Source organism: Leptothrix mechoopdaensis (SeqCode), assembly GCF_053893855.1.
In genome coordinates, this window is the sequence record NZ_CM132699.1 from 2,545,979 (window position 1) to 2,572,611 (window position 26,633).

Here is a 26,633-nt window from a genome sequence, read left to right on the forward strand (position 1 = left end):
GAATGCGCCGTCAACCAAGCCGATGGCTCGACCCGGTATCACTGCTCCGGGTTGAGTTCGGCCGAGATCTTCTGGGAGAAGGCCGCCAGGGCCATCACACCGAGGTCCTGGTTGCCTCTGGCGCGCACTGCAACGGTGCCTGCTTCCCTCTCCTTGTCACCGACAACGATCAGGTAAGGCACCTTTTGCAAGGAATGCTCGCGGATTTTATACGTGATCTTTTCGTTGCGCAGGTCCAACGTGACCCTAAGCCCTTGTTTCTGCAGCGCTCCGGCCACTTCCCGGGCGTAATCGGCCTGTCCGTCGGTGATGTTCATGACGCTGACCTGAACCGGCGACAGCCAGGTCGGCAGTGCGCCGGCGTGCTGCTCGATCAGGATGCCGATGAAGCGCTCGAGGCTGCCGACGATCGCGCGGTGCAGCATGATGGGCCGGTGACGGGCGCCGTCCTCGCCGACGAACTCGGCGTCGAGCCGCTCGGGCAGGTTGGGGTCGACCTGGATCGTGCCGCACTGCCAGGGCCGGCCCAGCGCGTCCTTCAGCGTGTACTCGATCTTCGGACCGTAGAACGCGCCCTCGCCCGGCAGGTACTCGAAGTCGCAGCCGGACGCCTTCAGGCCCTCGGCCAGCGCGGTCTCGGCGCGGTCCCAGCTTTCCTCGCTGCCGATGCGCTTCTCGGGCCGGGTCGACAGCTTGTAGATGATGTCGGTGAAGCCGAAGTGGCGGTAGACCTTCTGCAGCAGCGTCGTGAAGGCGATCACCTCGGACTGGATCTGGTCCTCGGTGCAGAAGATGTGGCCGTCGTCCTGCGTGAAGGCGCGCACCCGCATGATCCCGTGCAGGCCGCCGGTCGGCTCGTTGCGGTGGCACTGGCCGAACTCGCCGAAGCGCAGCGGCAGGTCGCGGTAGCTCTTGATGCCCTGCTTGTAGATCAGGATGTGGCCGGGGCAGTTCATCGGCTTGAGCGCGTAGTCGCGCTTCTCCGACTCGGTCACGAACATGTTCTCGCGGTACTTGTCCCAGTGGCCGGTCTTCTCCCACAGGCCCTGGTCGAGGATCTGCGGACCCTTGACCTCCAGGTAGCCGTTGTCGCGGTAGACGCGGCGCATGTACTGCTCGACCTCCTGCCACAGCGTCCAGCCCTTGGGGTGCCAGAACACGGTGCCGGGCGAGTGCTCGTCGATGTGGAACAGGTCGAGTTCGCGGCCGAGCTTGCGGTGGTCGCGCTTCTCGGCCTCCTCCAGCATCGTCAGGTACTTCTGCAGGTCGTCCTTGCTGGCCCAGGCGGTGCCGTAGACACGCTGCAGCATCTCGTTGCGGTGGTCGCCGCGCCAGTAGGCGCCGGCCACCTTCATCAGCTTGAAGAACTTCAGCTTGCCGGTGCTGGGCACGTGCGGGCCGCGGCACAGGTCGGTGAACTTGCCTTCGGTGTAGAGCGAGACGTCCTCGCCGGCCGGGATGCTGGCGATGATCTCGGCCTTGTAGGCCTCGCCGATCGACTTGAAGTAGGCGACCGCCTCGTCGCGCGGCAGCACGCGCCGGGTGACCGGCTCGTCCTTGGCGGCCAGCTCGGTCATCTTCTTCTCGATCGCGGCCAGATCCTCGGGCGTGAACGGGCGCTTGTACGAGAAGTCGTAATAGAAGCCGTGCTCGATGGTCGGGCCGATCGTGACCTGCGCCTCCGGGAACAGCTCCTTGACGGCATAGGCCAGCAGGTGGGCGGTCGAATGGCGGATCAACTCCAGCCCGTCGGTGTCCTTGGCGGTGACGATCGCCAGCGCCGTGTCGGCCTCGATGCGATGGCTCAGGTCGACCAGCCTGGCGGCCTCGCCGCTGCCGACGCGCCCGCCAAGAGCGGCCTTGGCCAGGCCGGCGCCGATCGACGCGGCCACCTCGGCCACCGTGACCGGGCCGTCGAATTCGCGGCGCGAGCCGTCGGGCAATTGGATCGAGACCATCTGGAAAACTCCGTGTGCGACAAGAAAAAAGCGCGGGGTCGCCGCGCTTTCTCGAGGGGGAGAGGGGGGTTGCGGACGGCGACCGGCGATCAGGCCCGGGTGGGGCCGCTGTTCGACGTTCGCGGTGTCATAACCATGGTGCCTTTCCCCGTTCCTTGTCGTGTCCGAAAACCGGCGATTCTAAGCAGAAAGCCCAGGGGATCGCCCTGGGCCTGCGGTCAACGGACCCGCTCAGTTCAGTGGAACTGCTCTTCCTCGGTCGAGCCGGTCAGCGCCTTGACGCTGGACGAGCCGCCCTGGATCACGGTGGTGACGTCGTCGAAGTAGCCGGCGCCGACTTCCTGCTGGTGCGACACGAAGGTGTAGCCCTTCTCGCGGGCGGCGAATTCCTGTTCCTGCACCTGCTCGACGTAGTGCTTCATGCCTTCGCCGCGGGCATAGGCGTGGGCGAACTGGAAGGTGTTGTACCAGTTGATGTGGATGCCCGCGAGGGTGATGAACTGGTACTTGTAGCCCAGCGCCGAGAGGTCTTCCTGGAAGCGCGCGATCTGCTTGTCGTCCAGGTTCTTCTTCCAGTTGAACGACGGCGAGCAGTTGTAGCTCAGCAGCTTGCCCGGGCAGGCGGCGTGCACGGCCTGCGCGAACTCGCGGGCGAAGCCGATGTCGGGCACGCCGGTCTCGCACCACACCAGGTCGGCGTAGGGCGCGTAGGCGACGCCCCGGCTGATGGCCTGCTCCAGGCCGTTCTTGACGCGGTAGAAGCCTTCCTGGGTGCGCTCACCGGTCAGGAAGGGCTGGTCGTTGGCGTCGTGGTTGCTGGTGATCAGGTTGGCGGCTTCCGCGTCGGTGCGGGCCAGCACGATGGTGGGCACGCCCATCACGTCGGCGGCGAAGCGCGCGGCGATCAGCTTCTCGATCGCTTCCTGCGTCGGCACCAGCACCTTGCCACCCATGTGGCCGCACTTCTTGACCGCGGCGAGCTGGTCCTCGAAGTGAACGCCGGCGGCGCCCGAGGCGATCATGTTCTTCATCAGCTCGAAGGCGTTCAGCACGCCGCCGAAGCCGGCTTCCGCGTCAGCCACGATCGGCAGGAAGTAGTCGACGAAGTCCTTGTTGCCCGGCTCGATGCCACGCGACCACTGGATCTCGTCGGCGCGCTTGAAGGTGTTGTTGATGCGGCGGACCATCGTCGGCACCGAGTCGTACGCGTACAGCGACTGGTCGGGGTACATGGTCTCGGAGGTGTTGCCGTCAGCCGCCACCTGCCAGCCCGACAGGTAGACCGCTTCCAGGCCGGCCTTGGCCTGCTGCATCGCCTGGCCGGCGGTGATCGCGCCGAAGGCGTTGACGTAGCCCTTCTTGGCGCCGCCGTTGACGAGATCCCACAGCTTCTCGGCACCACGCTTGGCGAGCGTGTACTCGGGCTGCAGGCTGCCACGCAGGCGGACCACGTCGGCGGCGCTGTAGCCGCGCTTGACGGTCGCCCAACGGGGGTTCTGTTCCCAGTCGGTGATCAGCGCGTCGATCTGTTGCTGGCGGGTCGGTTGGCTCATCGGATGCTCCGGTTCAAGTGACAGGAAAGGAGAAAGGGGGTGACTCGATGGCTCTCAGCTTAACGAGCAGCGGCCCCTTTCGACAAGACTTATGTCTTATATAAGACACATGTCATGAATTCAATGAAATCAACAGCTTGCGTTTGATTTTTTACGATGCGGGACAGGTTTTCTCGTGGCGGAAGATTTTGCGGCGGCGCAGCATGGCGCGCTTTCACGATGCGGAAACGCGATTCATCAGAACGAAATGCCGGCCCGTGCGATCCTGCCGCCCTCGCCGACTGACATCCCAAGCGCCCTGACCGCGCCGCCGTCCGCCATGACCGCCTTCGCCTATCTCAGCAACGACACCTTCCTGAAGGCGCCCGCCGCCGCGCCGCTCGGTGCGGCCGACCCCGCGCCCGAAGCCGCCTACGGCATCGCCGGCATCACCTGGGACGGCGCCGTCACCAACCGTCCGGGCGCGCGCTTCGGGCCGCGCGCGATCCGCGTCGCCAGCCACATGCTGTGCGACGGCATCCACCCGCTGTTCGACAACAGCCCGCTGGGCGAGCCGGGCATGAGCCCGCCGGCCCTCGTCGACCACGGCGACCTGGCGCTGCCCAACACCTCGCTGCAGTCGATGCGCGACGCGCTGGAGCTGCAGGCCGCGCTGCTGATCCGCCAGCGCCACATGGCCTGGCTGGGCGGCGACCACTCGGTGACGCTGTCGCTGCTGCGCGCCTACCGGGCCTGGCTGGGCCGCCCGCTCGGGCTGCTGCACTTCGATGCCCACTGCGACACCTGGACCGACCACTTCGGCGAACCCAGCGGCCACGGCACCTGGGTCTACGAGGCGATCCGCGAAGGCCTGGTCGACCCGGCCGCCTGCGTCCAGATCGGCATCCGCTCGGCCGGCACCCGGGAGGCGCGCGAGTACGTGCGCAGCTGCGGCGGCCAGATCTTCACCGCCCGCGAACTGCGCGGCCTGGACGGCGCCGGCCTGTCGCCGGTGCTGGCCGCCATCCGCCAGCGCTGGCATGAACGTGGCCTGCCACCGCTCTACCTGAGCCTGGACATCGACTGCCTGGACCCCGCCTTCGCGCCCGGCACCGGCACGCCCGAACCCGGCGGCCTGACCAGCAGCCAGGTGATGACGCTGCTGGAATCGCTGGCCGACCAGCCCTGGGTCGGCATGGACTGCGTCGAAGTCGCGCCGGTCTACGACCACGCCGAGCTGACCAGCCTGGCGGCGGCGACCTTCGTCTGGACCTATCTGTGCGGGCGCCTGCACCACGACGCGCAGCAGGCCGCGTCCGCCCCGGGGACGGATTGACGCCACGGCTTGACGCCGCGCAAGCCGCCCCCGCGCGGGCTCCGAACAATGGCTGCATCCCCTTCCAGCCCAGACCGGAACCCGCCATGAACCGCCCGACCCCGCGCACTCCCCAAGACCGTCCCGTCGATATCGTGCCGCTGACGCCGCTGGAGGTGCTCGATGACGAGCATCGCCAGATGGTGCTGATGCTGGCCCGGCTGGACCGCCTGGTCGACCCGGACCTGGGCCTGCCCGAGACCGAGATCCGCGCGCTGGCCCGCGAGGTCCACGCCTTCTTCGGCGAACACGCGCGCCAGCACCACGCGCTGGAGGAACTGCACGTGTTCCCCGGCCTGCTCGCCAGCGCCGACGAGCGCCTGCGCGGCCAGATCGAACGCCTGGTGCAGGACCACGGCTGGCTCGAACAGAACTGGCTGGAGCTGGCGCCCAACGTGTCGGCCATCGCCGACGGCCTGGTCGGCGGAGACATGGACCTGCTGCGCGAGTCGGTGGCGCTGTTCAACGCGCTGTACCACGACCACATCCGCGTCGAGGAGACGTTGGCCTATCCGGAAGCCCGGCGCCGCGAGGCCGAACTGGCCGCCGCCGTCGCCTCGCGGCTGCTGGCCGGCTGACCCTGGCCCGGCCTGATCAGACCTCCAGCGCCGTCGTCTTCTTGACGGTGCGCAGCACCAGCATCGAGTTCGAGCGCACGACGCCGGGCAGGCGGCCGAGCACCTCGGCGTGGAAGCGCTCGAGGTCCTGCGCGTCCTGGTAGGTGTAGCGGATCAGGTAGTCGTTGCTGCCGGCGACGTAGTAGCAGTCGAGGATGGTCGGCTCCTGCCGCACCGCTTCCTCGAAGCGCTTGAGCGTCTCCATCGAGGTGCGCTCGACGTTGACGATCGTGAACGAGGTGCCCGACTGCCCGACCGCACGCGGGTCGAGCAGCGCCACGACCTGGGCGATGACGCCGGTCTCCTCCAGTCGCCGGACCCGCCGCAGACAGGCCGACGGCGACAGGTGGACCCGCTCGGCCAGCTCCACATTGGTCATGCGCGCATCACGCTGCAAGTGGCGAAGAATGGCGCGATCGGTGGGGTCGAGTTGCACGTTTGAGCTCATGGACGCGATCTTATTGCGCCGTCAAGCCAGATCACGCAACGTCATGCCTGAAGGCCGGGCCAGCCCGGTCGCACAACGCAACCCGCTTGCGGCGGCTCTTGCCTAGACTGGCCCGATCCTCACGGAGCCACACTCATGACGCAGCACCCGCACACCGACCTGCCGGCGATGGACGCCTACTGGATGCCGTTCACGGCCAACCGCCAGTTCAAGAAGAACCCGCGCCTGCTGGCCCGCGCCGAAGGCATGCACTACTGGACGGCGGACGGCCGCCAGATCCTCGACGGCGTCGCCGGCCTGTGGTGCGTCAACGCCGGCCACGGCCGCTCGCGCATCTCCCGCGCGATTGCCGAACAGGCCGCCGAGATGGACTACGCACCGCCCTTCCAGATGGGCCATCCGAAGGCCTTCGAGCTGGCCGAACGGGTGGCGGCGCTGGCGCCGGCCGGGCTGAACCGGGTCTTCTTCACCAACTCGGGCTCCGAGTCGGTCGACACCGCCTTGAAGATCGCCCTGGCCTACCACCGCTCGCGCGGCGAGGCCTCGCGGACCCGGCTGATCGGCCGCGAGCGCGGCTACCACGGTGTCAACTTCGGCGGCATCTCGGTCGGCGGCATGGTCGCCAACCGCAAGATGTTCGGCAGCCTGCTGGCCGGCGTCGACCACATCCGCCACACCCACGACCCGGCACGCAACGCCTTCAGCCGCGGCCAGCCGGCCCACGGTGCCGACCTGGCCGACGACATCGAGCGCCTGGTCGCGCTGCATGACGCGTCGACCATCGCCGCCGTCATCGTCGAACCGGTGGCCGGTTCGACCGGCGTGCTGATCCCGCCGGTGGGCTACCTGCAGCGCCTGCGCGAACTCTGCGACAAGCACGGCATCCTGCTGATCTTCGACGAGGTCATCACCGGCTTCGGCCGCACCGGCTCGCCGTTCGGCGCCCAGACCTTCGGCGTCACGCCCGACCTGATGACGCTGGCCAAGGGCATCACCAACGGCTGCGTGCCGATGGGCGCGGTGCTGGCCAGCCAGAAGATCCACGACACCTTCATGAGCGGGCCGGAGCACGTCATCGAGCTGTTCCACGGCTACACCTACTCGGCCCACCCGCTGGCCTGCGCGGCCGGCCTGGCCACGCTGGACACCTATGCCGAGGAGGGCCTGCTGACCCGCGCGGCCGAGATGCAGCCGACCTTCGCCGACGCGCTGTTCACGCTGCGCGATGCGCCCAACGTGATCGACATCCGCACCATCGGCCTGGTCGGCGGCATCGAGCTGGCGCCGCGTCCGGGCGAACCGGGCAAGCGCGCCTTCGATGTCTTCCTGGACTGCTTCGAGCGTGGCCTGCTGATCCGCACCACCGGCGACACGATCGCGCTGTCGCCGCCGCTGATCATCGAGAAGCAGCACATCGGCCAGATCGTCGAAACCCTCGGCGCCGCGCTGCGCCGGGTCGCCTGACACGCCGGGGCGAGCCGATGGGCCGCCTGCTGAACATCGACCGCGACCTGTCGCGCGACTCCTACTACGCCGCCACGGCGACACGCGACCAGCACTGGCCGGCCCTGGCCGCCGACCTGCGCTGCGACGTCGCGGTGGTCGGCGGCGGCCTGGCCGGCCTGTCGGCCGCGCTGGAGCTGGCCGAACGCGGCCATCAGGTCGTGCTGCTGGAGGCGCGTCAGGTCGGCTGGGGCGCGTCGGGCCGCAACGGCGGCCAGGCCATCCACGGTCTGGCCTGCGACCAGACGGTGATCGAGCAGCAGCTCGGCCTGGACGCCGCACGGCAGGTCTGGGCGATGTCGCTGGAGGCCGTCGGCCGGATCCGCGAACAGAGCCGCCGCCACGGCATCGACTGCGACTGGCGCAGCGGCTACCTGGGCGTGGCGACCAGCGCACGCAAGGCCCGCGACCTGAAGGCCTGGACCGGGCGGATGGCCGATGTCTACGGGCATCGCTTCGAATGGCTGGCGCCAGACCGGCTCGGCGACTTCATCCGCAGCCCGCGTTTCCACAGCGGCCTGCACGACCCCGACTCGGGTCACCTGCACCCGCTGAAGTACGCGCTGGGCCTGGCCCGGGCGGCCGCGCGGGCGGGGGTTCGGATCTTCGAGAACACGCCGGTGAGCCGGCTGGAACGCGGCGCGCCGGCGACGCTGCACACCGCCCAGGGCCGCGTGGTGGCCGATCAGGTGCTGCTGGCCGGCAATGTCTACCAGCAGGGCCTGGCGCCCGAGCTGGAGGGCCGGATCATGCCGGTCGGCACCTACATCGTCTGCACCGAGCCGCTGCCGCAGGCGCAGCTCGACGCGCTGCTGCCGCGCGGCACGGCGGTCTGCGACAGCAACTTCGTGCTCGACTACTTCCGGCCGACCGCCGACCGCCGCATCCTCTACGGCGGCCGGGTCAGCTACAGCATGGTCACGCCGCCACGGCTGGCCGAGGCGATGAAGGCGCGCATGGTGCGCACCTTTCCGGCGCTCGCTGACGTGCGCATCGCACACGCCTGGGGCGGCTTCGTCGACATCAGCCTGAACCGCGCGCCCGATTTCGGCCGGCTCGCGGCTGAGCCCGGACAGGCCGCCTCGAACGTCTACTACCTGCAGGGTTTCTCGGGCCACGGCCTGGCGCTGACCGGGCTGGCCGGCCAGCTGGTCGCGCAGGCCATCAGCGGCGACGCCTCGCGCTTCGACGTGTTCGCGCGGCTGAAGCACCGGCCCTTCCCCGGCGGGCCGCTGCTGCGCATGCCCTCCTTGGTGCTGGCGATGGCCTGGTTCCGGTTGCTGGACCTGCTTTGATGAGTCTCCGGACAAGCCCGATGACACCCGCGAAAGGCGTCTGGCACACTCGATGCAACAGTCCACATGACCTTCCGATCAACCGACTGATCCCACATCAGCAAGCCCAGTGCACCGGCTCAACAAGCCGGTCGCAGCAAGCCCAATGAGCCCCTCTCCAGCGCCTCGCGCGCACGCTGCCTCCCGCCAGCCGGTCGTGCTGGTCCCGGCCTGCAACCGCATGATCGGTGCGCATCCCTTCCATGTCGCCGGGCAGAAATACGTCGATGCCGTCAGGCTGGCCGGTGCCCTGCCGCTGGTCGTGCCCTCGGTGACGGCCGACCAGCTCGATGCCCTGCTCGACCTGGCCGACGGCGTGCTGCTGACCGGCTCGCCGTCCAACGTCCACCCCAGCCATTTCGGCGAACCGGTACACGACACCAGCCTGCCGCTGGACCCGGCGCGCGACGACTGGACGCTGCCGCTGATCCCGAAGGTGCTGGCGCGCGGCATGCCGCTGTTCGCGATCTGCCGCGGCTTCCAGGAAGTCAACGTCGCGCTCGGTGGCAGCCTGCACCAGGCCGTGCAGGAAGTGCCCGGCCAGCACGACCACCGCGCGCCGGGCGATGCGCCGGTCGAGGTCCAGTACGGCCCGTCGCACCCGGTCCGCCTGTGTGCCGGCGGCCTGCTCGAACGCCTGCTGGGCGACGTCGCCGATGGCGGTGACATCACCGTCAACAGCGTGCACGGCCAGGGCGTCAAGCGCCTGGCCGACGGCCTGCGCGTCGAGGCCCGCGCGCCCGACGGCCTGGTCGAGGCCTTCACCCGCGAGGGCGATGCCGGCTTCCTGCTCGGCGTGCAATGGCACCCCGAATGGCGCGCCGCCGACAACCCCGTTTCCCTCCAGTTGCTGCAGGCCTTCGGTGCCGCCTGTCAGGACTACCGCGACCTGCATCGCCCACCGAGCCGTTGACCTGTCCTTCCGGACGGGTGATGGCGTCGCAGCCTCGGCGCACGGGCCTTCGAAGGCCTGGCAGCAAATGCGACGCGCAACGGGAATCCACATGGTCACGAGAGACAACTTCACCTTCAGCGAACTCGAGAACTGGCTCAACGAGCGTCGCGTCACCGAAATCGAATGCCTGGTGCCGGACCTGACCGGCGTGGCGCGCGGCAAGATCCTGCCGCGAGAGAAGTTCACCGAAGACCGCGGCATGCGCCTGCCCGAGGCGGTCGTCGCGATGGGCGTCACCGGCGAGTTCCCTGAAGAAGGGCCGTACTACGACGTCATCAACCCCACCGACCGCGACATGCACCTGCGCCCCGATCCGCGCACCGTGCGCATCGTGCCGTGGGCGACCGACCCGACCGCGCAGGTCATCCACGACTGCTACGACAAGGAAGGCCGCATCGTGCCGTTCGCGCCGCGCTCGGTGCTGCGGCGCATCTGCGAGCTCTACGAGGCCGAGGGCTGGAACCCGGTCGTCGCGCCCGAGCTGGAGTTCTACCTGGTCGCGCGCAACACCGATCCGGACATCCCGCTGAAGCCGCCCAAGGGCCGCAGCGGCCGGGCCGAGACCTCGCGCCAGGCCTATTCGATCGACGCGGTCAACGAGTTCGATCCGCTGTTCGAGGACGTCTACTCCTACTGCGAGCAGATGGAGCTGAACGTCGACACGCTGATCCACGAGGTCGGTGCCGGCCAGATGGAGATCAACTTCTTCCACGACCACCCGCTCGGGCTGGCCGACGAGGTGTTCTTCTTCAAGCGCACCGTGCGCGAGGCCGCGATGCGGCACGACATGTTCGCCACCTTCATGGCCAAGCCGATCGCCGGTGAGCCGGGCAGCGCGATGCACGTGCACCAGTCGATCGTCAACCAGGCCAACGGCCGCAACCTGTTCAGCAACGAGGACGGCAGCCCGAGCCGCGAGTTCTACTGGTACATCGGCGGGCTGCAGAAGTACATCCCGGCGGCGATGGCGCTGTTCGCGCCCTACGTCAACAGCTACCGCCGGCTGTCGCGCTTCACGGCCGCGCCGATCAACATCCAGTGGGGCACCGACAACCGCACCGTCGGCATCCGCAGCCCGGTCGCCGGACCGGCCGCGCGGCGGATCGAGAACCGCGTCATCGGCGCCGATGCCAACCCCTATGTCGCGCTGGCCGCCACGCTGGCCTGCGGCTACCTGGGCATCAAGAACCGCATCGAGCCGACGCCCGAATGCAAGGGCGACGCCTACCTGGGCGACTTCCAGCTGCCGCGCAGCCTGGGCGAGGCGCTGGAGCTGCTGCGCCACGAGAAGGACCTGGCCGACGTGCTGGGCCAGGAGTTCGTCACCGTCTACACCGAGGTCAAGGAGATCGAATACGCCGAGTTCATGAAGGTCATCTCACCGTGGGAACGCGAGCACCTGCTGCTGCACGTCTGACCCCCCGCGATGCACCCACCTTCAGGAGAAACCCGATGAACACGACTCAGACGACCCGGACCACGGCCGAATGGCAGGCCGCCGATGCGGCGCATTTCCTGCATCCCTTCACCGACTTCCAGGCGCTGGCCCGCAAGGGCTCGCGCGTCATCACGCACGGCGAGAACGTCTACCTGCGCGACAGCGACGGCCACCGGCTGTTCGACGCGATGAGCGGCCTGTGGTGCGTCAACGTCGGCTACGGCCAGCAGGCCCTGGTCGACGCCGCGACCCGGCAGATGCAGCAGCTGGCCTTCTACAACGCCTTCTTCCAGACCACCACGCAGCCGGCGGTCGAGCTGGCCGAGCTGCTGGCCGAGATCGCGCCGCCGGGCTTCCAGCACGTCTTCTTCTCGGGCTCCGGCTCGGAAGGCAACGACACCGTCGTGCGCATGGTGCGGCGCTACTGGGAGCTGCAGGGCCAGCCCGGCCGCGACGTCATCATCAGCCGCTGGAACGCCTATCACGGCTCGACGATGGCGGGCGCCTCGCTCGGCGGCATGAAGTACATGCATGCCCAGGGCGGCCTGCCGATCCCCGGCATCACCCACATCGACCAGCCCTACTGGATCGAACACGGCCGGGGCATGGACCGGGCCGCCTTCGGCAAGCTCGCCGCAAGCTGGCTGGAGGCCAGGATCCTGGCGGTCGGTCCCGAGCGCGTGGCCGCCTTCATCGGCGAGCCGATCCAGGGCGCCGGCGGCGTCATCGTGCCGCCCGAGACCTACTGGCCCGAGATCCAGCGCATCTGCGACCAGTACGGCATCCTGCTGGTCAGCGACGAGGTCATCTGCGGCTTCGGCCGCACCGGCAACTGGTTCGGCTGCCAGACGGTCGGCAGCCGGCCGGACCTGATCACCTTCGCCAAGGGCGTCACCAGCGGCTACGTGCCGCTCGGCGGCGTGCTGGTCGGCGAACGGGTCGCCAAGGCGCTGATCGAGCAGGGCGGCGAGTTCGAGCACGGCTACACCTACTCGGGCCATCCGGTGGCCTGCGCGGTGGCGCTGGCCAACATCCGGCTGATCCGCGAGCAGCGCCTGGTCGAGCGGGTGCGCGACGAGACCGGCCCCTACCTGGCGCAGCAGTTCGAGGCCCTGCGCGAGCACCCGCTGATCGGCGACACGCAGACCTGCGGCCTGATGGGCGCGATGCTGCTGGCCAAGGCCAAGGGTGGCGCCGAAGGCCCGGTGCTGTTCGATCCGGCACTGGAGGTCGGCATGATGTGCCGGGCCCACTGCTTCGCCAACGGCCTGGTGATGCGCGCGGTCGGCGACCGCATGATCATCGCGCCGCCGCTGGTCCTGACACGCGACCAGGTCGACGAGCTGATGGGGCTGATCCGCCACTGTCTCGACCTGACCTGGCAAGAACTGAAGGCGCGCGGGCTGACCTGATCAGCGCCGCACTGCCCACCCAACACCCGGGAGGGAGCCGGATCGGCGCCAGGCTGGTGCCGATCTTGCAACCCGAGTGGCGTGCCGCAGCCGGCGCAGACCGGCTCGACGCACCGAGGAAACCTGTCGTCGATCCACGAGAACCAGGAGCCGCTCTCATGCCCAACTTGCAGAACCCCCGTCATACCGTCCGCCGCTGGGCGCTGGCCGCACTCGCGGCCTGTGCCCTCGGCCCTGCCGCCGTCCAGGCCCAGGAAGAGGAGAAGGTCCTCAACATCTACAACTGGTCGGACTACATCGCCGAGGACACGATCCGGAACTTCGAGAAGGAGACCGGCATCCGCGTGCGCTACGACAACTTCGACAACAACGAGATCGTCCACGCCAAGCTGGTGGCCGGCAAGACCGGCTACGACATCGTCGTGCCGTCGTCGAACTGGGCCAAGCTGCAGATCGACGCGGGCCTGATCCGCAAGCTCGACAAGGCGCAGATCCCCAACCTGAAGAACCTCGACCCGGCGGTGCAGGCGCAGCTCGCGACCATGGACCCGGGCAACGAGCACATGGTCAACTGGCTGTGGGGCTTCACGACCGTCGGCATCAACGTCGAGAAGGTCAAGGCCGCGCTCGGCGGCATGCCGATGCCCGAGAACGTCTGGGACCTGGTCTTCAAGCCCGAGTACATCAGCAAGCTCAAGAGCTGCGGCGTGTCCTTCCTGGACTCGGCCACCGAGGTCGTGCCGGCCGCGCTGCACTACCTGGGCAAGCCGTCCTTCAGCAAGACGCCGGCCGACTACACCCAGGCGGCGGCGCTGCTCAAGAGCGTGCGGCCCTACGTGACGCTGTTCAGCTCGTCGGGCTACATCAACGACATGGCGGCCGGCGGCATCTGCGTCGCGCTGGGCTGGTCCGGCGACATCAACATCGCCCGCCAGCGCGCCATCGACGGCAAGACCGGCCAGAACCTGCAGGCGCTGATCCCCGTCACCGGCGGGCTGCTGTTCTTCGACTCGATGGTCATCCCCAACGACGCCACGCACCCCGGCAACGCGCACAAGTTCATCAACTACATCCTGCGTCCGGAAGTGCATGCCGGCCTGAGCAACAAGGTCTTCTACGCCAACCCGAACAAGGAATCGATCAAGTTCGTCAAGCCCGAGGTGGCCAACAACCCGACGGTCTTCCTGTCGGCCGCCGACATGGCCCGGATGAAGCCGCCCGGTGCCCTGAACAACGACCTGCGCCGACTGATGACGCGCACCTACACCGGCTTCAAGACCGGCCTCTGAACACGGGAGAACGACATGCAAGACACCCGCATCCAGACCTCGCTCGCCCCGGTCCTGTCGACCGTCGCCGCCGCCGCGCTGCTGGCGCTGGCGCTGCCCGCCGCCGCCCAGTCCAACGAGGAACTGCTGCGCGAGCTGCGCGCGCTGAAGGACCGCGTCAACCAGCTCGAACAGCAGCTGCAGTCGGCCAGGCCGGCGGCGCCTGCAGCCGGCCAGTGGGGCATGACGCCCGAGCAGTCGCAGGAGTTCGCGCGCATCGCCACCAAGGCCGAGGCCCTGGAGGACAACCGCGACGCGATGGGCTTCAAGGGCCTGAAGGTCTCGGGCTACATGGACCCGACCTACATCGTCAACAAGCGCCAGAACACGGCCGGATTCCAGTTCCTCAACGGCGTCGGCGACGACACCTATGCCTACGACAACTCGTACTTCGGCAGCGTCGCGCTGGACATCCTCAAGGAGACCGACAGCGGCACCAAGTACCACCTGACGCTGGTGCCGAATCGCGGCACCGAGTCGGTCATGACCGGCGGCAACCGCATCGTCCAGGAAGCCTCGGTGCAGGTGCCGCTGGGTGATCCGGCCACGCTGCTGATCGCCGGCCACGTGCCCGACTGGTCCGGCTACGAATACGCCCAGCCGACGCTGAACAAGCTGATCACGCACAACCTGCTGTTCGACCTGACGCTGCCGACCGCCTACACCGGCGCGGGCATGCAGGTCACCAGCGGCAAGTGGATCACCAAGGCCATGCTGGCCAACATGAACACCTCGAAGCGTTCGGCCGGCAACAAGGCGCCGGTGCTGACCTACCGGGCCGACTACGCCGCGACCGAATACTTCGGCGTCGGCTTCGCGGGCGTGCACGGCACGGCGGCCAACTTCACCGAGAACGTCGTCGACGGCACCGGTGCGGTGGTCACCCAGCCCGACTCGCGCGTCGACCTGTTCGAGATCGACGCCTTCTACACGCGCGGCGACTGGAACTTCAACGGCCAGTTCTCGGTCGGCCGCCAGGCCAGGGCGGCCATCTCGACGGCCGCGGGCACGACCACGCTCGACCCGGCCGACCTGCGCGAGGCCCAGTGGTGGGGCCTGTCGGCGCTGGCGTCCTACAAGTTCAGCCAGCGGGTCGAGGGCATCGTGCGGGGCGACTACATCCACAACCGCAAGAACGGCGGCGGCCTGCTGACCTATGCGACCAACAACGATCGCAACGGCATCGGCAACGACGGCATCGACACCGAGACCGGCGCCAACCGCTATGCGCTGACCTTCGGCCTGAACTACGCGATCGACCCGACCGTGGTGTTCAAGACCGAGGTGCGCTTCGACGGTGCCGACCGTGCGGTGTTCGCCGACGTCAAGACCGGCGTGGCCGCCAAGTCCAACCAGCTGCTCGCGACCTCGCTGGTCGTGAGCTTCTGAGCATGGCCGGCGCCACCACCCCCGGCAGCAGCCCCGACTGGCACGCCCGTGCCCGCGAGCTGGTCATCGACGGTCGGGCCTGGATCGGCGGCGAGCGTGTCGACGCCGTCTCCGGCGCGACCTTCGACAAGCGCTCGCCGGTCGACGGCCGGCTGCTGGCGGCGGTGGCGCGCGGCGAGGCCGCCGACGTCGACCGCGCGGTGCGGTCGGCCCGCGCGGCCTTCGAGGACGGCCGCTGGTCGCGCCAGCCACCGGCCGCGCGCAAGCGCGTGCTGCAGCGCTGGTCCGAGCTGATCAGCGCCGCACGCGACGAGCTCGCGCTGCTGGAGACGCTCGACATGGGCAAGCCGATCCGCTACGCGCTGAGCGTGGACGTGGCCGCGACCGCCCGCACCATCGCCTGGTACGGCGAGGCGATCGACAAGGTCTACGACGAGATCGCCCCGACCGGCCCGGGCGCGCTGGCCCTGATCACCCGCGAGGCGATGGGCGTGATCGGCTGCATCGTGCCGTGGAACTACCCGATGATCATGGCGGCCTGGAAGCTCGGGCCGGCGCTGGCCACGGGCAACTCGGTCGTCATGAAGCCCAGCGAGAAGTCGCCGCTGACGGCGCTGAAGCTGGCCGAACTCGCGCTGCAGGCCGGCATCCCGCCGGGTGTCTTCAACGTCGTGCCGGGCTACGGCCACGAGGCCGGCGAGGCGCTGGCGCTGCACATGGACGTCGACGCGATCGGCTTCACCGGCTCGACCCGCACCGGCCGTCGCATGCTGGACTACGCCTCGCGCTCGAACCTCAAGCGGGTCTGGAACGAGCTGGGCGGCAAGTCGGCCGTGCTGGTCTTCCCCGACCACCGCGACCCGGCGCAGGCCGCCCGCACCGTCGCCGGCGCGATGTACTTCAACCAGGGCGAGTCGTGCAACGCGCCGTCGCGGCTGCTGGTCCACGAGTCGATCGCCGACGAGGTCGTCGCCGTGCTGGCCGAGGAAGCGCCGAAGTACCGCCCCGGCGACCCGCTCGATGCCGCGACCGTGATGGGCGCGCTGGTCGACGACGGCCAGCTGCGCACGGTGCTGGGCTACATCGAGTCCGGCCGCGCCGAGGGCGCACGCTGCATCAGCGGCGGCGAACAGGCCCGCACCGGCAGCGGCGGGCCTTATGTCGAGCCGACGCTGTTCGACGGCGTCACGCCGCAGATGCGGATCGCCCGCGAGGAGATCTTCGGCCCGGTGCTGTCGGTGATGCGCTTCTCCGACGAGGCCGAGGCCGTCGCGCTCGCCAACGGCACCGACTACGGCCTGCAGGCCAGCGTCTGGAGCCACGACATCAACCGCGCGCATCGCGTGGCACGTGCCTTGCGAGCCGGCACGGTGCACGTCAACCAGTACGACGACGACGACATCACGGTGCCGTTCGGCGGCGTCCGCCAGAGCGGCAACGGCCGCGACAAGTCGCTGCATGCGCTGGAGAAATACACCGAGCTGAAGACCACCTGGCTGCGCATCGACGGCTGACCCGCGACCGATCCGAAGCGTGAAATCCTTGCACCATAATTCGCGCCGCAAAGCGCACCGGTCTCGCCGATCCGACGGGTGGAACCGGGCTGCGACGCAGTGTCTCGAAGACCCGACCCTTTACACCTCACCCGTGCAGGAGCCCTGATGAACACGAAGATCTCTCGCCCCGCGTCGATGCTCAAGACCCTCCTGGCGACCCTCGCGGTTGCCGCCTCCTTCGGCGCGCACGCGCAGGAAGAGAAGGTCCTGAACATCTACAACTGGGCCGACTACATCGCCGAAGACACGATCAAGAACTTCGAGAAGGAAACCGGCATCAAGGTCCGCTACGACAACTTCGACAGCAACGAGGCGCTGCACGCCAAGCTGGTCGCGGGCAAGTCGGGCTATGACATCGTGGTGCCCGGCTCGCACTTCGCCAAGCAGCAGATCGAGGCCGGCCTGCTGATGACGCTCGACAAGAGCAAGCTGCCCAACCTGAAGAACCTCGACCCGGCGATCCAGGCCCAGCTGGCCAAGATGGACCCGGGCAACGAGCACATCGTCGACTGGCTTTGGGGCTACACGACCGTGGGCATCAACGCCGAGCGCGTCAAGAAGGCCCTGGGCGACATGCCGATGCCCGACAACGCCTGGGACCTGGTCTTCAACCCCGAGTACGCCAAGAAGCTCAAGAGCTGCGGCGTGTCCTTCCTCGACACCGCCTCGGAAATCCTGCCGCTCGCGCTGAAGTACATCGGCAAGGAACCGCACAGCAAGAACGCCGAGGACTACAAGGCGGCCGGCGAGATGCTCAAGGCGATCCGTCCCTACGTGACGCGCTTTGCCGGTTCGGGCTCCGACTACATCGACCAGATGGCCACCGGCAAGCTCTGCGCGGTGGTGGGCTGGTCGGGCGACATCATGATCGCCAAGGACAAGTCGGCCAAGGCCAAGAAGCCGCAGCAGCTGGAAGTGCTGCTGCCCAAGACCGGCGGCCTGCTGTTCTTCGACACCATGGCCATCCCGAAGGACGCCAAGCATCCGGACAACGCGCACAAGTTCATCGACTACATCCTGCGCCCCGAGGTGCATGCGTCGCTGACCAACGCGGTGTTCTATGCGAACCCGAACAAGGCGTCGCTGGCCTTCGTGAAGCCGGCCATCGCCAAGGATCCGGCGGTGTTCCCGAGCGAAGCCGCGCTGGCCACGATGATCCCGCCGGGCACGCCCGACAACGCCACGCGCAAGCTGATCACCCGCACCTTCACCAACTTCAAGGCCGGCCGCTGAGCTGAGCCTGGACGGGCCGGCGCGCCGCCTCGCGCGACCGGCCCCCATCGACAAGAGGGAGCCTCATGAGCACTGCCCCGGGCGACAGCGCCTTCCTGCGGATCGAGTCCGTCGTGAAGGACTTCGGTGACTTCCGTGCCGTCGACCAGGTCAGCCTGGACGTCGCGCGTGGCGAGATCTTCGCCCTGCTGGGCTCGTCGGGCTGCGGCAAGAGCACGTTGCTGCGCATGCTGGCCGGCTTCGAGACGCCGACCTCCGGACGCATCGTGCTCAACGGCCAGGACTTGGCCGGCCTGCCGCCCTACCGGCGGCCGGTCAACATGATGTTCCAGTCGTATGCGCTGTTTCCGCACCTGACGGTGTGGGACAACATCGCCTTCGGCCTGCGCCGCGACGGCCTGCCCAAGGCAGAGGTCGAGCAGCGGGTCGAGGAGATGCTGCGCCTGACCCAGCTCGGCAAGTTCGGCAAGCGCAAGCCGCACCAGCTGTCGGGCGGCCAGCAGCAGCGGGTCGCGCTGGCCCGCAGCCTGGCCAAGAAGCCGCAGCTGCTGCTGCTCGATGAACCGCTGGGCGCGCTCGACAAGAAGCTGCGCGAGCAGACCCAGGTCGAGCTGGTCAACATCATCCGCAGCGTCGGCGTGACCTGCGTCATGGTCACGCACGACCAGGAAGAGGCGATGACGATGGCCTCGCGGCTGGCCGTCATGAGCGAAGGCCGCTTCCTGCAGGTCGGCGGCCCGGCCGACATCTACGAGACACCGACCACCCGCTTCGTCGCCGACTTCATCGGCAACGTCAACCTGATGGACGGCACGATCACGCTGGACGAGCCCGACCGCGTCGAGATCGGCTGCCCGGACGTCGTCCACCACGTCGGCCACGGCATCACCGGCTACCTGGGCATGCCCGTCACCGTGGCGGTGCGGCCCGAGAAGATCCACCTCACCCGCGAGCCGCTGGACCAGCCGCACAACCAGACGCGCGGCACCGTGCATGCGGTGTCCTACTTCGGCAGCCACACGCTCTACCACCTGAAGCTCGCCAGCGGCGCCACGCTGAAGGTGATGGTCGAGAACGAGGAGCGCCTGCACAGCGGCAACCCCGTCATGGGCGACGTGGTCTGGGCCAACTGGTCGCCGACCGCCCAGGTCGTGCTGACCCAATGAGCGGGACCCCCTGATGCCCGCCGCCCGCGCCCCCCTCCCGCAGCGCCTGCTCGCGCTGCTGCGTTCGCTCGGCGGACGTGGCAGCGTGCTGGGACTGCCCTACCTGTGGCTGCTGGTCTTCTTCCTGCTGCCCTTCCTGATCGTGCTGCGCATCAGCCTGGCGCAGATGGACGGCGCGCTGGTCAGCGACCTGTTCCACTGGACCGACACCGAGCTCACGCTGACGATCCGGCTCGGCAACTACCAGCTGCTGTTCACCGACGACCTGTACTGGTCGACCTACGGGCTGTCGCTGCTCTATGCCGGCGTCACGACGCTGTTCTGCCTGCTGATCGGCTACCCCTTCGCCTACTTCATGGCGCGTTCGTCGTCGGCGCTGCAGCCGCTGCTGCTGATGGGCGTGATGCTGCCGTTCTGGACCAGCTTCCTGCTGCGCGTCTATGCCTGGAAGGCCCTGCTCGACGCCGACACCGGCTGGGTCGGCACGGCGCTGAAGGCGATCCACGCCGACAAGCTGCTGTTCGCGATCGGGGCGATCCCGGCCGAGGGGCAGTTCATGTACAGCCCGTTCTCGCTGGTCATCGGCATGGTCTACACCTACCTGCCCTTCATGGTGCTGCCGCTGTTCGGCACGCTGTCCAAGCTCGACATCCGCCTGCTCGAAGCCGCGCAGGACCTGGGCGCGACGCCGTGGCAGACCTTCTGGCGCGTGACGGTGCCGCTGTCGCGCGGCGGCATCGTGGCCGGCGCGATGCTGGTCTTCATCCCCTGCGTGGGCGAGTACGTCATCCCCGAACTGCTGGGCGGCCCGCAGACGCTGATGATCGGCCGGGTGCTGTGGGACGAGTTCTTCAGCAACAACGACTGGCCGATGGCCTCCAGCGTCGCGGTGGTCATGATCATGCTGATCCTGGTGCCGCTGGCGATCTTCAACCGGGCCCAGACCGAGGCTGACAAGCGATGATCACGACGCCCACCGCCCGCTGGGTCAGCCGGCTCTGGCTGTTCGCCGGCTTCGCCTTCCTCTACCTGCCGATCGTCTCGCTGGTCGTCTTCAGCTTCACCGAGTCGCCGGTGCCCAACGTCTGGGGCGGCTTCTCGCTGCGCTGGTACGAGAAGCTGGTCGGCGACGAGGACATCCGCGCCGCGCTGTGGCTGAGCCTGCAGGTCGCCGCCGGATCGGCCACCGGCTCGGTCGTGCTTGGCACGCTGGCCGCCTTCGCGCTGGTGCGCTTCGGCAAGTTCCGCGGCCGCACGCTGTTCGCCGGCATGGTCAACGCGCCGCTGGTGATGCCCGAGGTGATCGTCGGCCTGTCGCTGCTGCTGATGCTGGTGTCGGTGCAGCGCGTGTTCGGCTTCCCCGAACGTGGCCTGATGACGATCTGGCTCGGCCACCTGCTGGTCGGCATGGCCTACGCGACGGTGGTCATCGCTGCCCGCCTGCGCGACCTGAATCCGCAGTTCGAGGAAGCCGCCCAGGACCTGGGCGCCCGCCCGGCGCAGGTCTTCTTCCTGGTCACGCTGCCGATGATTGCCCAGAGCATGATGGCCGCCTGGCTGCTGACCTTCACGCTGTCGCTGGACGACGTGGTGATGTCGGCCTTCCTGTCCGGCCCGGGATCGACCACGCTGCCGCTGGTGATCTTCTCGCGCGCCCGGCTCGGCCTGGACCCGACGGTGAACGCGCTGGCGACCGTGGTGATCGCGGTCGTCGCGGTCTTCGTGGTCGTCTCCAGCTACATGATCGCGGCGCGCGAGCGTCGCCTCTACAAGGAACAGCAGGCGGCGCTCAAGGGCTGAGCGCACGCGGCTGGACGACCGCATGGCACAGGCCCTCATCGTCGAGCTCGAACGCCAGGGCGTGCACACGCTGCTGGTGCAGTTCACGGACATCCACGGCGTGCCCAAGGGCAAGCTCGTGCCGGTCGACCAGCTCGAAGCGGTGCTGGTCGACGGCGCCGGATTCGCCGGGCCGTCGATCGCCGGCACCGGCCTGCCGCGCACCGGCCCGCGTGCCGAGTACCACGCCCGCGGCGACCTCGCCACGCTGCAGCCCCTGCCGTGGTGGCCGGGCGTCGCGCGCATCGTCGGCGACGGCCATGTGGCCGGCCAGCCCTTCGACGCCTGCCCGCGCCAGGTGCTGCACCGCCAGATCGCCCGGCTGGCCGGACATGGCTGGCAACTGCAGGTCGGCATCGAGCCCGAGTTCTTCCTGCTGCGCCGCGATGCCGACGGCCGCTGGCAGCCGGCCGATCCGCTCGACCGGCTCGACAAGCCCAGCTACGACCTGCAGAGCCTGCCGCGCCAGGCGCCGCTGCTGCAGGCCTTGCGCGCCGCGCTTGAAGCCGACGGCGCGCTGGTCCAGCAGATCGACCACGAGGACGCGCACGGCCAGTACGAGCTGAACTTCCGCCACGACGGCGTGCTGGCCAGCTGCGACCGCCTGATGCTGTTCAAGCTCGCGGCCCAGCGGCTGGCCGAGGAACACGGCGTCGTCTGCTCCTTCATGCCCAAGCCGTGGGCCAACCAGCCCGGCAGCGGCCTGCATTTCCACGTCTCGCTGTGGGCCGGCGAACAGCCGGTGTTCGAGGACGTCGAAGAAGCCCGCGGCCTGGCCGGCCACTTCATCGCCGGCGTGCTGGCGCACAGCGCGGCGCTGTGCGCGCTGGCCGCGCCGACGGTGAACTCCTACAAGCGGCTGGTGGTCGGCGAGAGCCTGTCGGGCACCAGCTGGGCGCCGGCCTATGTGGCGCACGGCCCGAACAACCGCACCGCGCTGGTCCGCACCCTGCCCGGCCGCTTCGAATGGCGCCTGCCCGATGCCAGCGCCAATCCCTACCTGGCGGCCGCCGGACTGATCGCCGCCGGGCTCGACGGCATCGCGCGCCAGCTCGATCCGGGCCCCGCCGTCACCGACGACCTGTTCGCGCTCGACCTGGCCACGCTGCGCGCGCGCGGCATAGCCGTGCTGCCGCAAAGCCTGGCCGAGGCCGCCGACGCGCTGGCCGCCGACACCGTGCTGGCCGAGGCCCTGGGCGCGACGCTGCACACCCAGCTGCTGGCCTTGCAGCGCGACGAGGCGCTGCAGTACGCGCGCCAGGTCACGGCCTGGGAACTGGCGCGTTATGCCGCGCGCTGACACGACCTTGACCCACGTCCCGTCCCCTTCCGCGACCGCGCCCGCCGCCCACCGCACGCCCTGGCTGTCCTACCTCTGCCTGGCCGCCAGCATGGCGCTGGTGGGCAGTTACGTGGGCCTGTCCAAGAGCCTGGTGGCCGTCTTCCCGGTCTTCCTGCTGGCGGGCCTGCGTTTCCTGATCGCGGCGGTCGCGATGGCCGGCTGGCTGCGCAAGCCCGCCGACGAAGCACCGCTCGGGCCGCGCCAGTGGCGCCTGCTGTTCCTGGAAAGCCTGCTCGGCAACTTCCTGTTCTCGATCTGCATGCTCTACGGCGTGGCGATGAGCACGGCGCTGGCCGCCGGCGTGATCATGGCGGCGCTGCCGGCCGCCGTGGCGCTGCTGTCGCGCATCGTGCTGGGCGAGCGACTGGAGGCGCGCGTGCTGGCCGGCATCGCCTGCGCCGTCGGCGGCATCGCGGTCGTGGCCTTCGTGAAGGCCGGCCCGTCCGGTGTCGCGCCGCTGGATGCCGGCCGGCAGACCTGGGGTCACCTGCTGCTGGTCGGCGCGGTGTTCTGCGAGGCCAGCTACGTGATCATCGGCAAGCAGCTGACCGGCCATGTCGGCGCGCGCCGCATCAGCGCGATCGTCAACCTGTGGGGCCTGGCGCTGGTCAGCCCGCTGGCGATCTGGCAGGCGCTGGGCTACGACTTCGGCGCGGTCGGCGCGGGCACCTGGGGCCTGCTGACCTTCTACGCGCTGGCCGCCAGCACCGCGACGGTGTGGCTCTGGATGACCGGCCTGCGACACGTCAGCGCCGCCCGCGCCGGCGTCTTCACCGTGATGCTGCCGCTGGCCGCTGCCGCCGTCGGCGTCTTCCTGCTCGGCGAGCGGGTCAGCTCACCGCAGCTGGCCGCCTACGCGCTGGCGCTGGCCGGCCTGCTGCTGGCGACCTGGCCGGCCGGGCGCTCAGATCGAGCGGTCGAACAGTGACTCGTTGACCGCGTTCTCGTGCTGCCGGTGCGCGGCCTTCTGCGCGTACATCGCCTGATCGGCATCGTCGAGCACCCCGTCGGCATCGGCATCCTGAGGCCCGAACACGCGCCAGCCCAGGCTGGCCCGGATGCCCTGCTGCAGGTCGCCCATCTCCAGCGGCTGTGACAGCGCGTGGTCGAGCTTGACCACCAGCTGCTGCACGTCCTGCAGCGCGGCCTCGGGCTCGGCGCCCAGGTCCGGGCAGACCACCACGAACTCGTCGCCACCGAGCCGCGCCACCGTGTCGCTCATGCGCACGTGGGCAACCAGCCGGCGGGCGGTCTCGACCAGCACGCGGTCGCCGGCCTCGTGGCCGTGGGCGTCGTTGAGTTCCTTGAAGTGGTCGAGGTCGATGAAGATCAGCGCGCCGTGGCGGCGGTCGCGGCGGGCCCGCACCAGCGCCTGGCCGAGCCGGTCCATCAGCAGCCGGCGATTGGGCAGGCGCGTCAGCGCATCGAGGAAGGCCAGGCTGCGGATCTCCTCCTCCATCGCCTTCTGGCGCGACACGTCGCGGTTGATGCTGGAGGCGCCGACCACGCGCCCGCTCTCGTCGTAGAGCGGCGCCACCGACACCGAGACGTCGACCCGATGGCCATCGCGGTGCAGCCGCACCGTCTCGAACGGCTCGATGACCTCGCCGCGCACGATGCGCGCCATGATCTCGGTCTCTTCCTGCAGCCGCTCCGGCGGCAGCAGCCGGGTGATGGACTGGCCGAGCATCTCCGGCTCCTGCCAGCCGAAGACCGCCTCGGCGCCGGCATTCCAGCTCGTCACGTGGCTGTCCAGCGACTTGCAGATGATGGCGTCGCGCGAGTACTGCACGACCGCCTCGAAGCGCTGTTCGGCCACGCCGATGCGGCGCAGCGACGCGCGGTAGAGCAGCCAGACCAGCACGGTCACGGTCAGCACGGCAACGCCGGCGAGCAGGCCGATCATCGTCAGCTGGCGCTGCCAGTCGGACACGAAGTCGTCGATCGCCAGGCCGACGATGACCACCAGCGGCAGGCCCTTCACGCGCCGCCAGGCGTTGATCCGCTCGATGCCGTCGATGGCGGTGCTGGCGGTGTAGAAGCCTTCGTCGCCGGGGCGGTTCATCTCGTCGCGCAGCTGGCGCGAGACCTCGGTGCCGCCGATCACCTTGTCCTCCTGGGCCGGCCAGGGCTTGCGGTAGACCAGCGCCATGCGCTGGGTGCGCAGCGTCGCGGCGCCACGTTCGCCCAGCTCCAGCCCTTCCACGACGCGGTCGAGCCGGTGGATCGGCAGGTCGGCGACGACCGCGCCGATGAAGCGCCCGGACGGGTCGATCACCGGCCGCATCAGCGTCAGCACCCACTCGCCGCCGGGCGTGTCGCGCCGCGGCCCTTCGACCAGCAGGCGGGCCGGCTTGAGCTGCGCCAGCCGCGCCAGCGCCCCGCCTTCGGCCAGCGCCGGATCGCGCTCGCCGCCGGTCAGCCAGCGGCCTTCGGCATTGGCGATGCGCAGGTCGCGCAGGCTGCTGGCGCGTTCGACCTGCTGCTGCATGGCCGGCGTCAGCGCGGCCTCGCCCTGGGCGCGCCGCGACTCGCGGGCGGCCACGACCATCAGGCTCGCGTCGGCCTGCTCGAACAGGCTGCGCACGTTGGCGTCGATCAGCCGGGCGATGTTCTGCGTCGCCAGGGCCGCACGTTCGCGCTGACGGTCGCGTTCGAGCATCAGCGCCAGCCCGGCCAGCGCCAGCACCAGCAGGACCACCAGGGCAACCGCGAGCAGGTAGGGCCAGCGCGGCGAGGCCGAACGCCGCGACGGCCGGCCCGGCCAGTGACGCCGGTGCGGCGGGCCGAAACTGCGGCTGACGATGGCGGACTCGGGCGTGTCCAGCGGGATCGTCATGCGTTCAGCCCTGCACCGCGTTCGGCGGTGCGACACCCACGGCACCCCGGCCCTGCTGGCGCACCTGCGCCAGCGCCTGTTCGGCGGCCGAGAACAGCCGGTCACATTGCTGCGGCACGGGCACCAGCGCCCGGCCGGGCTGGCACGACACGGCCAGGCAGGCCAGCGGCGTCGCGGTGCCGTCGGCCATTGGCAGGCGCAGGCGGTGGATCGCCAGGTGCAGGCGCTCGGCCAGCGAGCGGGCCTCTTCCTGGGTCGTCTGCGGCAGCAGGATCGCGAAGGTCTCGGTCGTCATCCGGCCGACCTCGTCGGTCGCCCGCAAGCTCTCGGTCAGCAGGTGCGAGACGGCCACCAGCACGCGCTCACCGGCCGGCGCGCCCCAGCGCTCGATCACCGGCCGCAGCGGGTCCAGCTCGACCAGCACCAGGCAGGTCTCGCCGCCGTGGCGCTGTGCCCGCATCAGCTCGCGCTGGATCAGGCGCAGCATCTCGACCCGGTTCCAGACCTGCGTGAGCGGGTCGCGCACGGCCTGCAGCTGCATCTCCTCGGTGCGCTCCTGCAGCTGCAGGCGACAGCTCTGCAGCTCGACCACCAGCGTCTCCTTGAGCACGTGCTTGCGCCAGATCATCAGGCTGACCATGAAGCCCAGCCCGCAGGCGATCAGGCCGTCGATGCGGTTGGCGACCAGCTGGGCACCGTCGCCCTGGGTCAGGCCGATCGCCCAGGCATAGACCAGGAAGGCCAGGCCGTACATCGGCGCCGAACGTTGCGGCCGCAGCAGGAACAGCGCGCCGACCAGCACGCAGCCGATCAGGAAGGACGTGATGCTCGCGCCGACCCACTGGTCGATGCTCGCCACGACGATGGTGAAACCGAACACGCTGCCGACGCCCCAGACCTCCAGCACCTCCTGCAGCCCGCGACGGTGACGCGGCTGGCGACGGGTCCAGACGATCAGCCCGCCGACCAGCGCCAGGTTGCCGGCCATCGCCAGATGCACCAGCACGACCGCCTCGCGCCAGCGCGCCCGCGCCTGGCCGAGTTCGACGTTCGAGCTGCCGACGGTGCTGGCCGCGCCGCCCGACGCCGCCGACGCCGGCCCCGCTCCGGCAAGTCCGAAATGGCGCAGCAGGCCGCTGCCGGAGGTCGGGGCGGCGACCGCGTGGTCGTTCCAGGAGCTGGCGACATGCAACAGGCTCAGCGGCACCAGCAGCGCCGTCAGCCAGATCATCCGGCGCAGGTTCTCGAGCAGCGCCTGGACCGCAATGCGCTCATTGCGAGCCCAGACACTGCGCCATTTCACGACCGCTCCCGACACCACCGCTCCCACCCGTTGTTCGCGTTGATCTTCACCGTCCGGTGCTGCGGG

21 protein-coding genes are annotated in these 26,633 nt (G+C 69.3%); 16 read left to right on the forward strand and 5 right to left on the reverse strand.

All coding sequences use genetic code 11. The features are described 5' to 3' along the window. Positions 1–38: 38 nt before the first annotated feature. Together thrS and aceA are read right to left on the reverse strand one after the other, a co-directional pair. On the reverse strand, positions 39–1,958 hold the full coding sequence (gene thrS, locus ACWA7K_RS11120; protein WP_456168509.1) for a threonine--tRNA ligase: 1,920 nt from the start codon (positions 1,956–1,958) through the stop codon (positions 39–41). A 236-nt stretch (positions 1,959–2,194) separates the two neighbouring features. Further along, positions 2,195–3,511, reverse strand: coding sequence for an isocitrate lyase (gene aceA, locus ACWA7K_RS11125; RefSeq protein ID WP_456168511.1), 1,317 nt, complete (start codon positions 3,509–3,511; stop codon positions 2,195–2,197). 319 nt (positions 3,512–3,830) lie between these two features. Between aceA and speB the strand changes: the two genes are divergently transcribed. After that, the gene (gene speB / locus ACWA7K_RS11130) at positions 3,831–4,826 is read left to right on the forward strand and encodes an agmatinase (protein ID WP_456168513.1); all 996 of its coding nucleotides are present in this window, start codon (positions 3,831–3,833) and stop codon (positions 4,824–4,826) included. A gap of 86 nt (positions 4,827–4,912) precedes the next feature. Then, entirely contained in the window at positions 4,913–5,443 is a 531-nt protein-coding gene (locus ACWA7K_RS11135) for a hemerythrin domain-containing protein (RefSeq protein ID WP_456168515.1), read from the forward strand. Positions 5,444–5,459: 16 nt separating this feature from the next. On the opposite strand, the gene ACWA7K_RS11140 is transcribed toward ACWA7K_RS11135, so the two are convergent. Further along, entirely contained in the window at positions 5,460–5,918 is a 459-nt protein-coding gene (locus ACWA7K_RS11140) for an Lrp/AsnC family transcriptional regulator (protein WP_456168517.1), read from the reverse strand. A gap of 147 nt (positions 5,919–6,065) precedes the next feature. Between ACWA7K_RS11140 and ACWA7K_RS11145 the strand changes: the two genes are divergently transcribed. The 14 genes from ACWA7K_RS11145 to ACWA7K_RS11210 all read left to right on the forward strand — a co-directional run bounded on the left by ACWA7K_RS11145 (position 6,066) and on the right by ACWA7K_RS11210 (position 23,353). Then, entirely contained in the window at positions 6,066–7,394 is a 1,329-nt protein-coding gene (locus ACWA7K_RS11145) for an aminotransferase class III-fold pyridoxal phosphate-dependent enzyme (protein WP_456168519.1), read from the forward strand. Between the two features lie 17 nt (positions 7,395–7,411). After that, positions 7,412–8,728, forward strand: coding sequence for an NAD(P)/FAD-dependent oxidoreductase (locus ACWA7K_RS11150; protein WP_456168521.1), 1,317 nt, complete (start codon positions 7,412–7,414; stop codon positions 8,726–8,728). A 145-nt stretch (positions 8,729–8,873) separates the two neighbouring features. Further along, positions 8,874–9,680: a gamma-glutamyl-gamma-aminobutyrate hydrolase family protein gene (locus ACWA7K_RS11155; RefSeq protein ID WP_456168523.1), complete on the forward strand. Its 807-nt coding sequence runs from the start codon at positions 8,874–8,876 to the stop codon at positions 9,678–9,680. 91 nt (positions 9,681–9,771) lie between these two features. Further along, positions 9,772–11,139 carry a glutamine synthetase family protein gene (locus ACWA7K_RS11160; RefSeq protein WP_456168525.1) on the forward strand — a complete coding sequence of 456 codons (1,368 nt, stop codon included), beginning with the start codon at positions 9,772–9,774 and terminating at the stop codon, positions 11,137–11,139. Positions 11,140–11,174: 35 nt separating this feature from the next. Next, entirely contained in the window at positions 11,175–12,572 is a 1,398-nt protein-coding gene (locus tag ACWA7K_RS11165; protein WP_456168527.1) for an aspartate aminotransferase family protein, read from the forward strand. A gap of 158 nt (positions 12,573–12,730) precedes the next feature. Next, a complete protein-coding gene (locus tag ACWA7K_RS11170) occupies positions 12,731–13,861 on the forward strand; it encodes a polyamine ABC transporter substrate-binding protein (RefSeq protein ID WP_456168529.1) in 1,131 nt (376 codons plus the stop codon). Between the two features lie 15 nt (positions 13,862–13,876). Beyond that, positions 13,877–15,289, forward strand: a complete 1,413-nt coding sequence (locus ACWA7K_RS11175; RefSeq protein WP_456168531.1) for a DUF3138 family protein — start codon at positions 13,877–13,879, stop codon at positions 15,287–15,289. 2 nt (positions 15,290–15,291) lie between these two features. Beyond that, positions 15,292–16,803, forward strand: coding sequence for an aldehyde dehydrogenase (locus ACWA7K_RS11180; RefSeq protein ID WP_456168533.1), 1,512 nt, complete (start codon positions 15,292–15,294; stop codon positions 16,801–16,803). Between the two features lie 147 nt (positions 16,804–16,950). Beyond that, positions 16,951–18,078: a polyamine ABC transporter substrate-binding protein gene (locus tag ACWA7K_RS11185; RefSeq protein ID WP_456168535.1), complete on the forward strand. Its 1,128-nt coding sequence runs from the start codon at positions 16,951–16,953 to the stop codon at positions 18,076–18,078. A gap of 65 nt (positions 18,079–18,143) precedes the next feature. Next, on the forward strand, positions 18,144–19,244 hold the full coding sequence (locus ACWA7K_RS11190) for an ABC transporter ATP-binding protein (RefSeq protein WP_456168537.1): 1,101 nt from the start codon (positions 18,144–18,146) through the stop codon (positions 19,242–19,244). A gap of 13 nt (positions 19,245–19,257) precedes the next feature. Beyond that, entirely contained in the window at positions 19,258–20,208 is a 951-nt protein-coding gene (locus ACWA7K_RS11195) for an ABC transporter permease (RefSeq protein WP_456168539.1), read from the forward strand. Then, entirely contained in the window at positions 20,205–21,044 is an 840-nt protein-coding gene (locus tag ACWA7K_RS11200; protein WP_456168541.1) for an ABC transporter permease, read from the forward strand. The genes ACWA7K_RS11195 and ACWA7K_RS11200 overlap by 4 nt, the downstream gene beginning before the upstream one ends. A 22-nt stretch (positions 21,045–21,066) precedes the next feature. Next, positions 21,067–22,383: a type III glutamate--ammonia ligase gene (gene glnT, locus ACWA7K_RS11205; protein ID WP_456168543.1), complete on the forward strand. Its 1,317-nt coding sequence runs from the start codon at positions 21,067–21,069 to the stop codon at positions 22,381–22,383. 91 nt (positions 22,384–22,474) lie between these two features. Next, positions 22,475–23,353, forward strand: coding sequence for a DMT family transporter (locus ACWA7K_RS11210; protein WP_456168778.1), 879 nt, complete (start codon positions 22,475–22,477; stop codon positions 23,351–23,353). Here the strand turns inward: ACWA7K_RS11210 and ACWA7K_RS11215 are convergent. Together ACWA7K_RS11215 and ACWA7K_RS11220 are read right to left on the reverse strand one after the other, a co-directional pair. After that, complete coding sequence (locus ACWA7K_RS11215; protein ID WP_456168545.1) at positions 23,330–25,264, reverse strand: diguanylate cyclase domain-containing protein; 1,935 nt, start codon at positions 25,262–25,264, stop codon at positions 23,330–23,332. The two genes, ACWA7K_RS11210 and ACWA7K_RS11215, sit on opposite strands and share 24 nt — an antisense overlap. Positions 25,265–25,268: 4 nt before the next feature. Then, the gene (locus ACWA7K_RS11220; protein WP_456168547.1) at positions 25,269–26,567 is read right to left on the reverse strand and encodes a GGDEF domain-containing protein; all 1,299 of its coding nucleotides are present in this window, start codon (positions 26,565–26,567) and stop codon (positions 25,269–25,271) included. Between the last annotated feature and the right edge of the window lie 66 nt (positions 26,568–26,633).

Excerpts from the sequence above, each read along its gene's own strand:
- thrS (WP_456168509.1), bottom strand. The coding sequence starts at position 1,958 with ATGGTCTCGATCCAATTGCCCGACGGCTCGCGCCGCGAATTCGACGGC.
- aceA (WP_456168511.1), bottom strand. The coding sequence starts at position 3,511 with ATGAGCCAACCGACCCGCCAGCAACAGATCGACGCGCTGATCACCGAC.
- speB (WP_456168513.1), top strand. The coding sequence starts at position 3,831 with ATGACCGCCTTCGCCTATCTCAGCAACGACACCTTCCTGAAGGCGCCC.
- ACWA7K_RS11135 (WP_456168515.1), top strand. The coding sequence starts at position 4,913 with ATGAACCGCCCGACCCCGCGCACTCCCCAAGACCGTCCCGTCGATATC.
- ACWA7K_RS11145 (WP_456168519.1), top strand. The coding sequence starts at position 6,066 with ATGACGCAGCACCCGCACACCGACCTGCCGGCGATGGACGCCTACTGG.
- ACWA7K_RS11150 (WP_456168521.1), top strand. The coding sequence starts at position 7,412 with ATGGGCCGCCTGCTGAACATCGACCGCGACCTGTCGCGCGACTCCTAC.
- ACWA7K_RS11155 (WP_456168523.1), top strand. The coding sequence starts at position 8,874 with ATGAGCCCCTCTCCAGCGCCTCGCGCGCACGCTGCCTCCCGCCAGCCG.
- ACWA7K_RS11160 (WP_456168525.1), top strand. The coding sequence starts at position 9,772 with ATGGTCACGAGAGACAACTTCACCTTCAGCGAACTCGAGAACTGGCTC.
- ACWA7K_RS11165 (WP_456168527.1), top strand. The coding sequence starts at position 11,175 with ATGAACACGACTCAGACGACCCGGACCACGGCCGAATGGCAGGCCGCC.
- ACWA7K_RS11170 (WP_456168529.1), top strand. The coding sequence starts at position 12,731 with ATGCCCAACTTGCAGAACCCCCGTCATACCGTCCGCCGCTGGGCGCTG.
- ACWA7K_RS11175 (WP_456168531.1), top strand. The coding sequence starts at position 13,877 with ATGCAAGACACCCGCATCCAGACCTCGCTCGCCCCGGTCCTGTCGACC.
- ACWA7K_RS11180 (WP_456168533.1), top strand. The coding sequence starts at position 15,292 with ATGGCCGGCGCCACCACCCCCGGCAGCAGCCCCGACTGGCACGCCCGT.
- ACWA7K_RS11185 (WP_456168535.1), top strand. The coding sequence starts at position 16,951 with ATGAACACGAAGATCTCTCGCCCCGCGTCGATGCTCAAGACCCTCCTG.
- ACWA7K_RS11190 (WP_456168537.1), top strand. The coding sequence starts at position 18,144 with ATGAGCACTGCCCCGGGCGACAGCGCCTTCCTGCGGATCGAGTCCGTC.
- ACWA7K_RS11195 (WP_456168539.1), top strand. The coding sequence starts at position 19,258 with ATGCCCGCCGCCCGCGCCCCCCTCCCGCAGCGCCTGCTCGCGCTGCTG.
- ACWA7K_RS11200 (WP_456168541.1), top strand. The coding sequence starts at position 20,205 with ATGATCACGACGCCCACCGCCCGCTGGGTCAGCCGGCTCTGGCTGTTC.
- glnT (WP_456168543.1), top strand. The coding sequence starts at position 21,067 with ATGGCACAGGCCCTCATCGTCGAGCTCGAACGCCAGGGCGTGCACACG.
- ACWA7K_RS11210 (WP_456168778.1), top strand. The coding sequence starts at position 22,475 with ATGGCGCTGGTGGGCAGTTACGTGGGCCTGTCCAAGAGCCTGGTGGCC.
- ACWA7K_RS11215 (WP_456168545.1), bottom strand. The coding sequence starts at position 25,264 with ATGACGATCCCGCTGGACACGCCCGAGTCCGCCATCGTCAGCCGCAGT.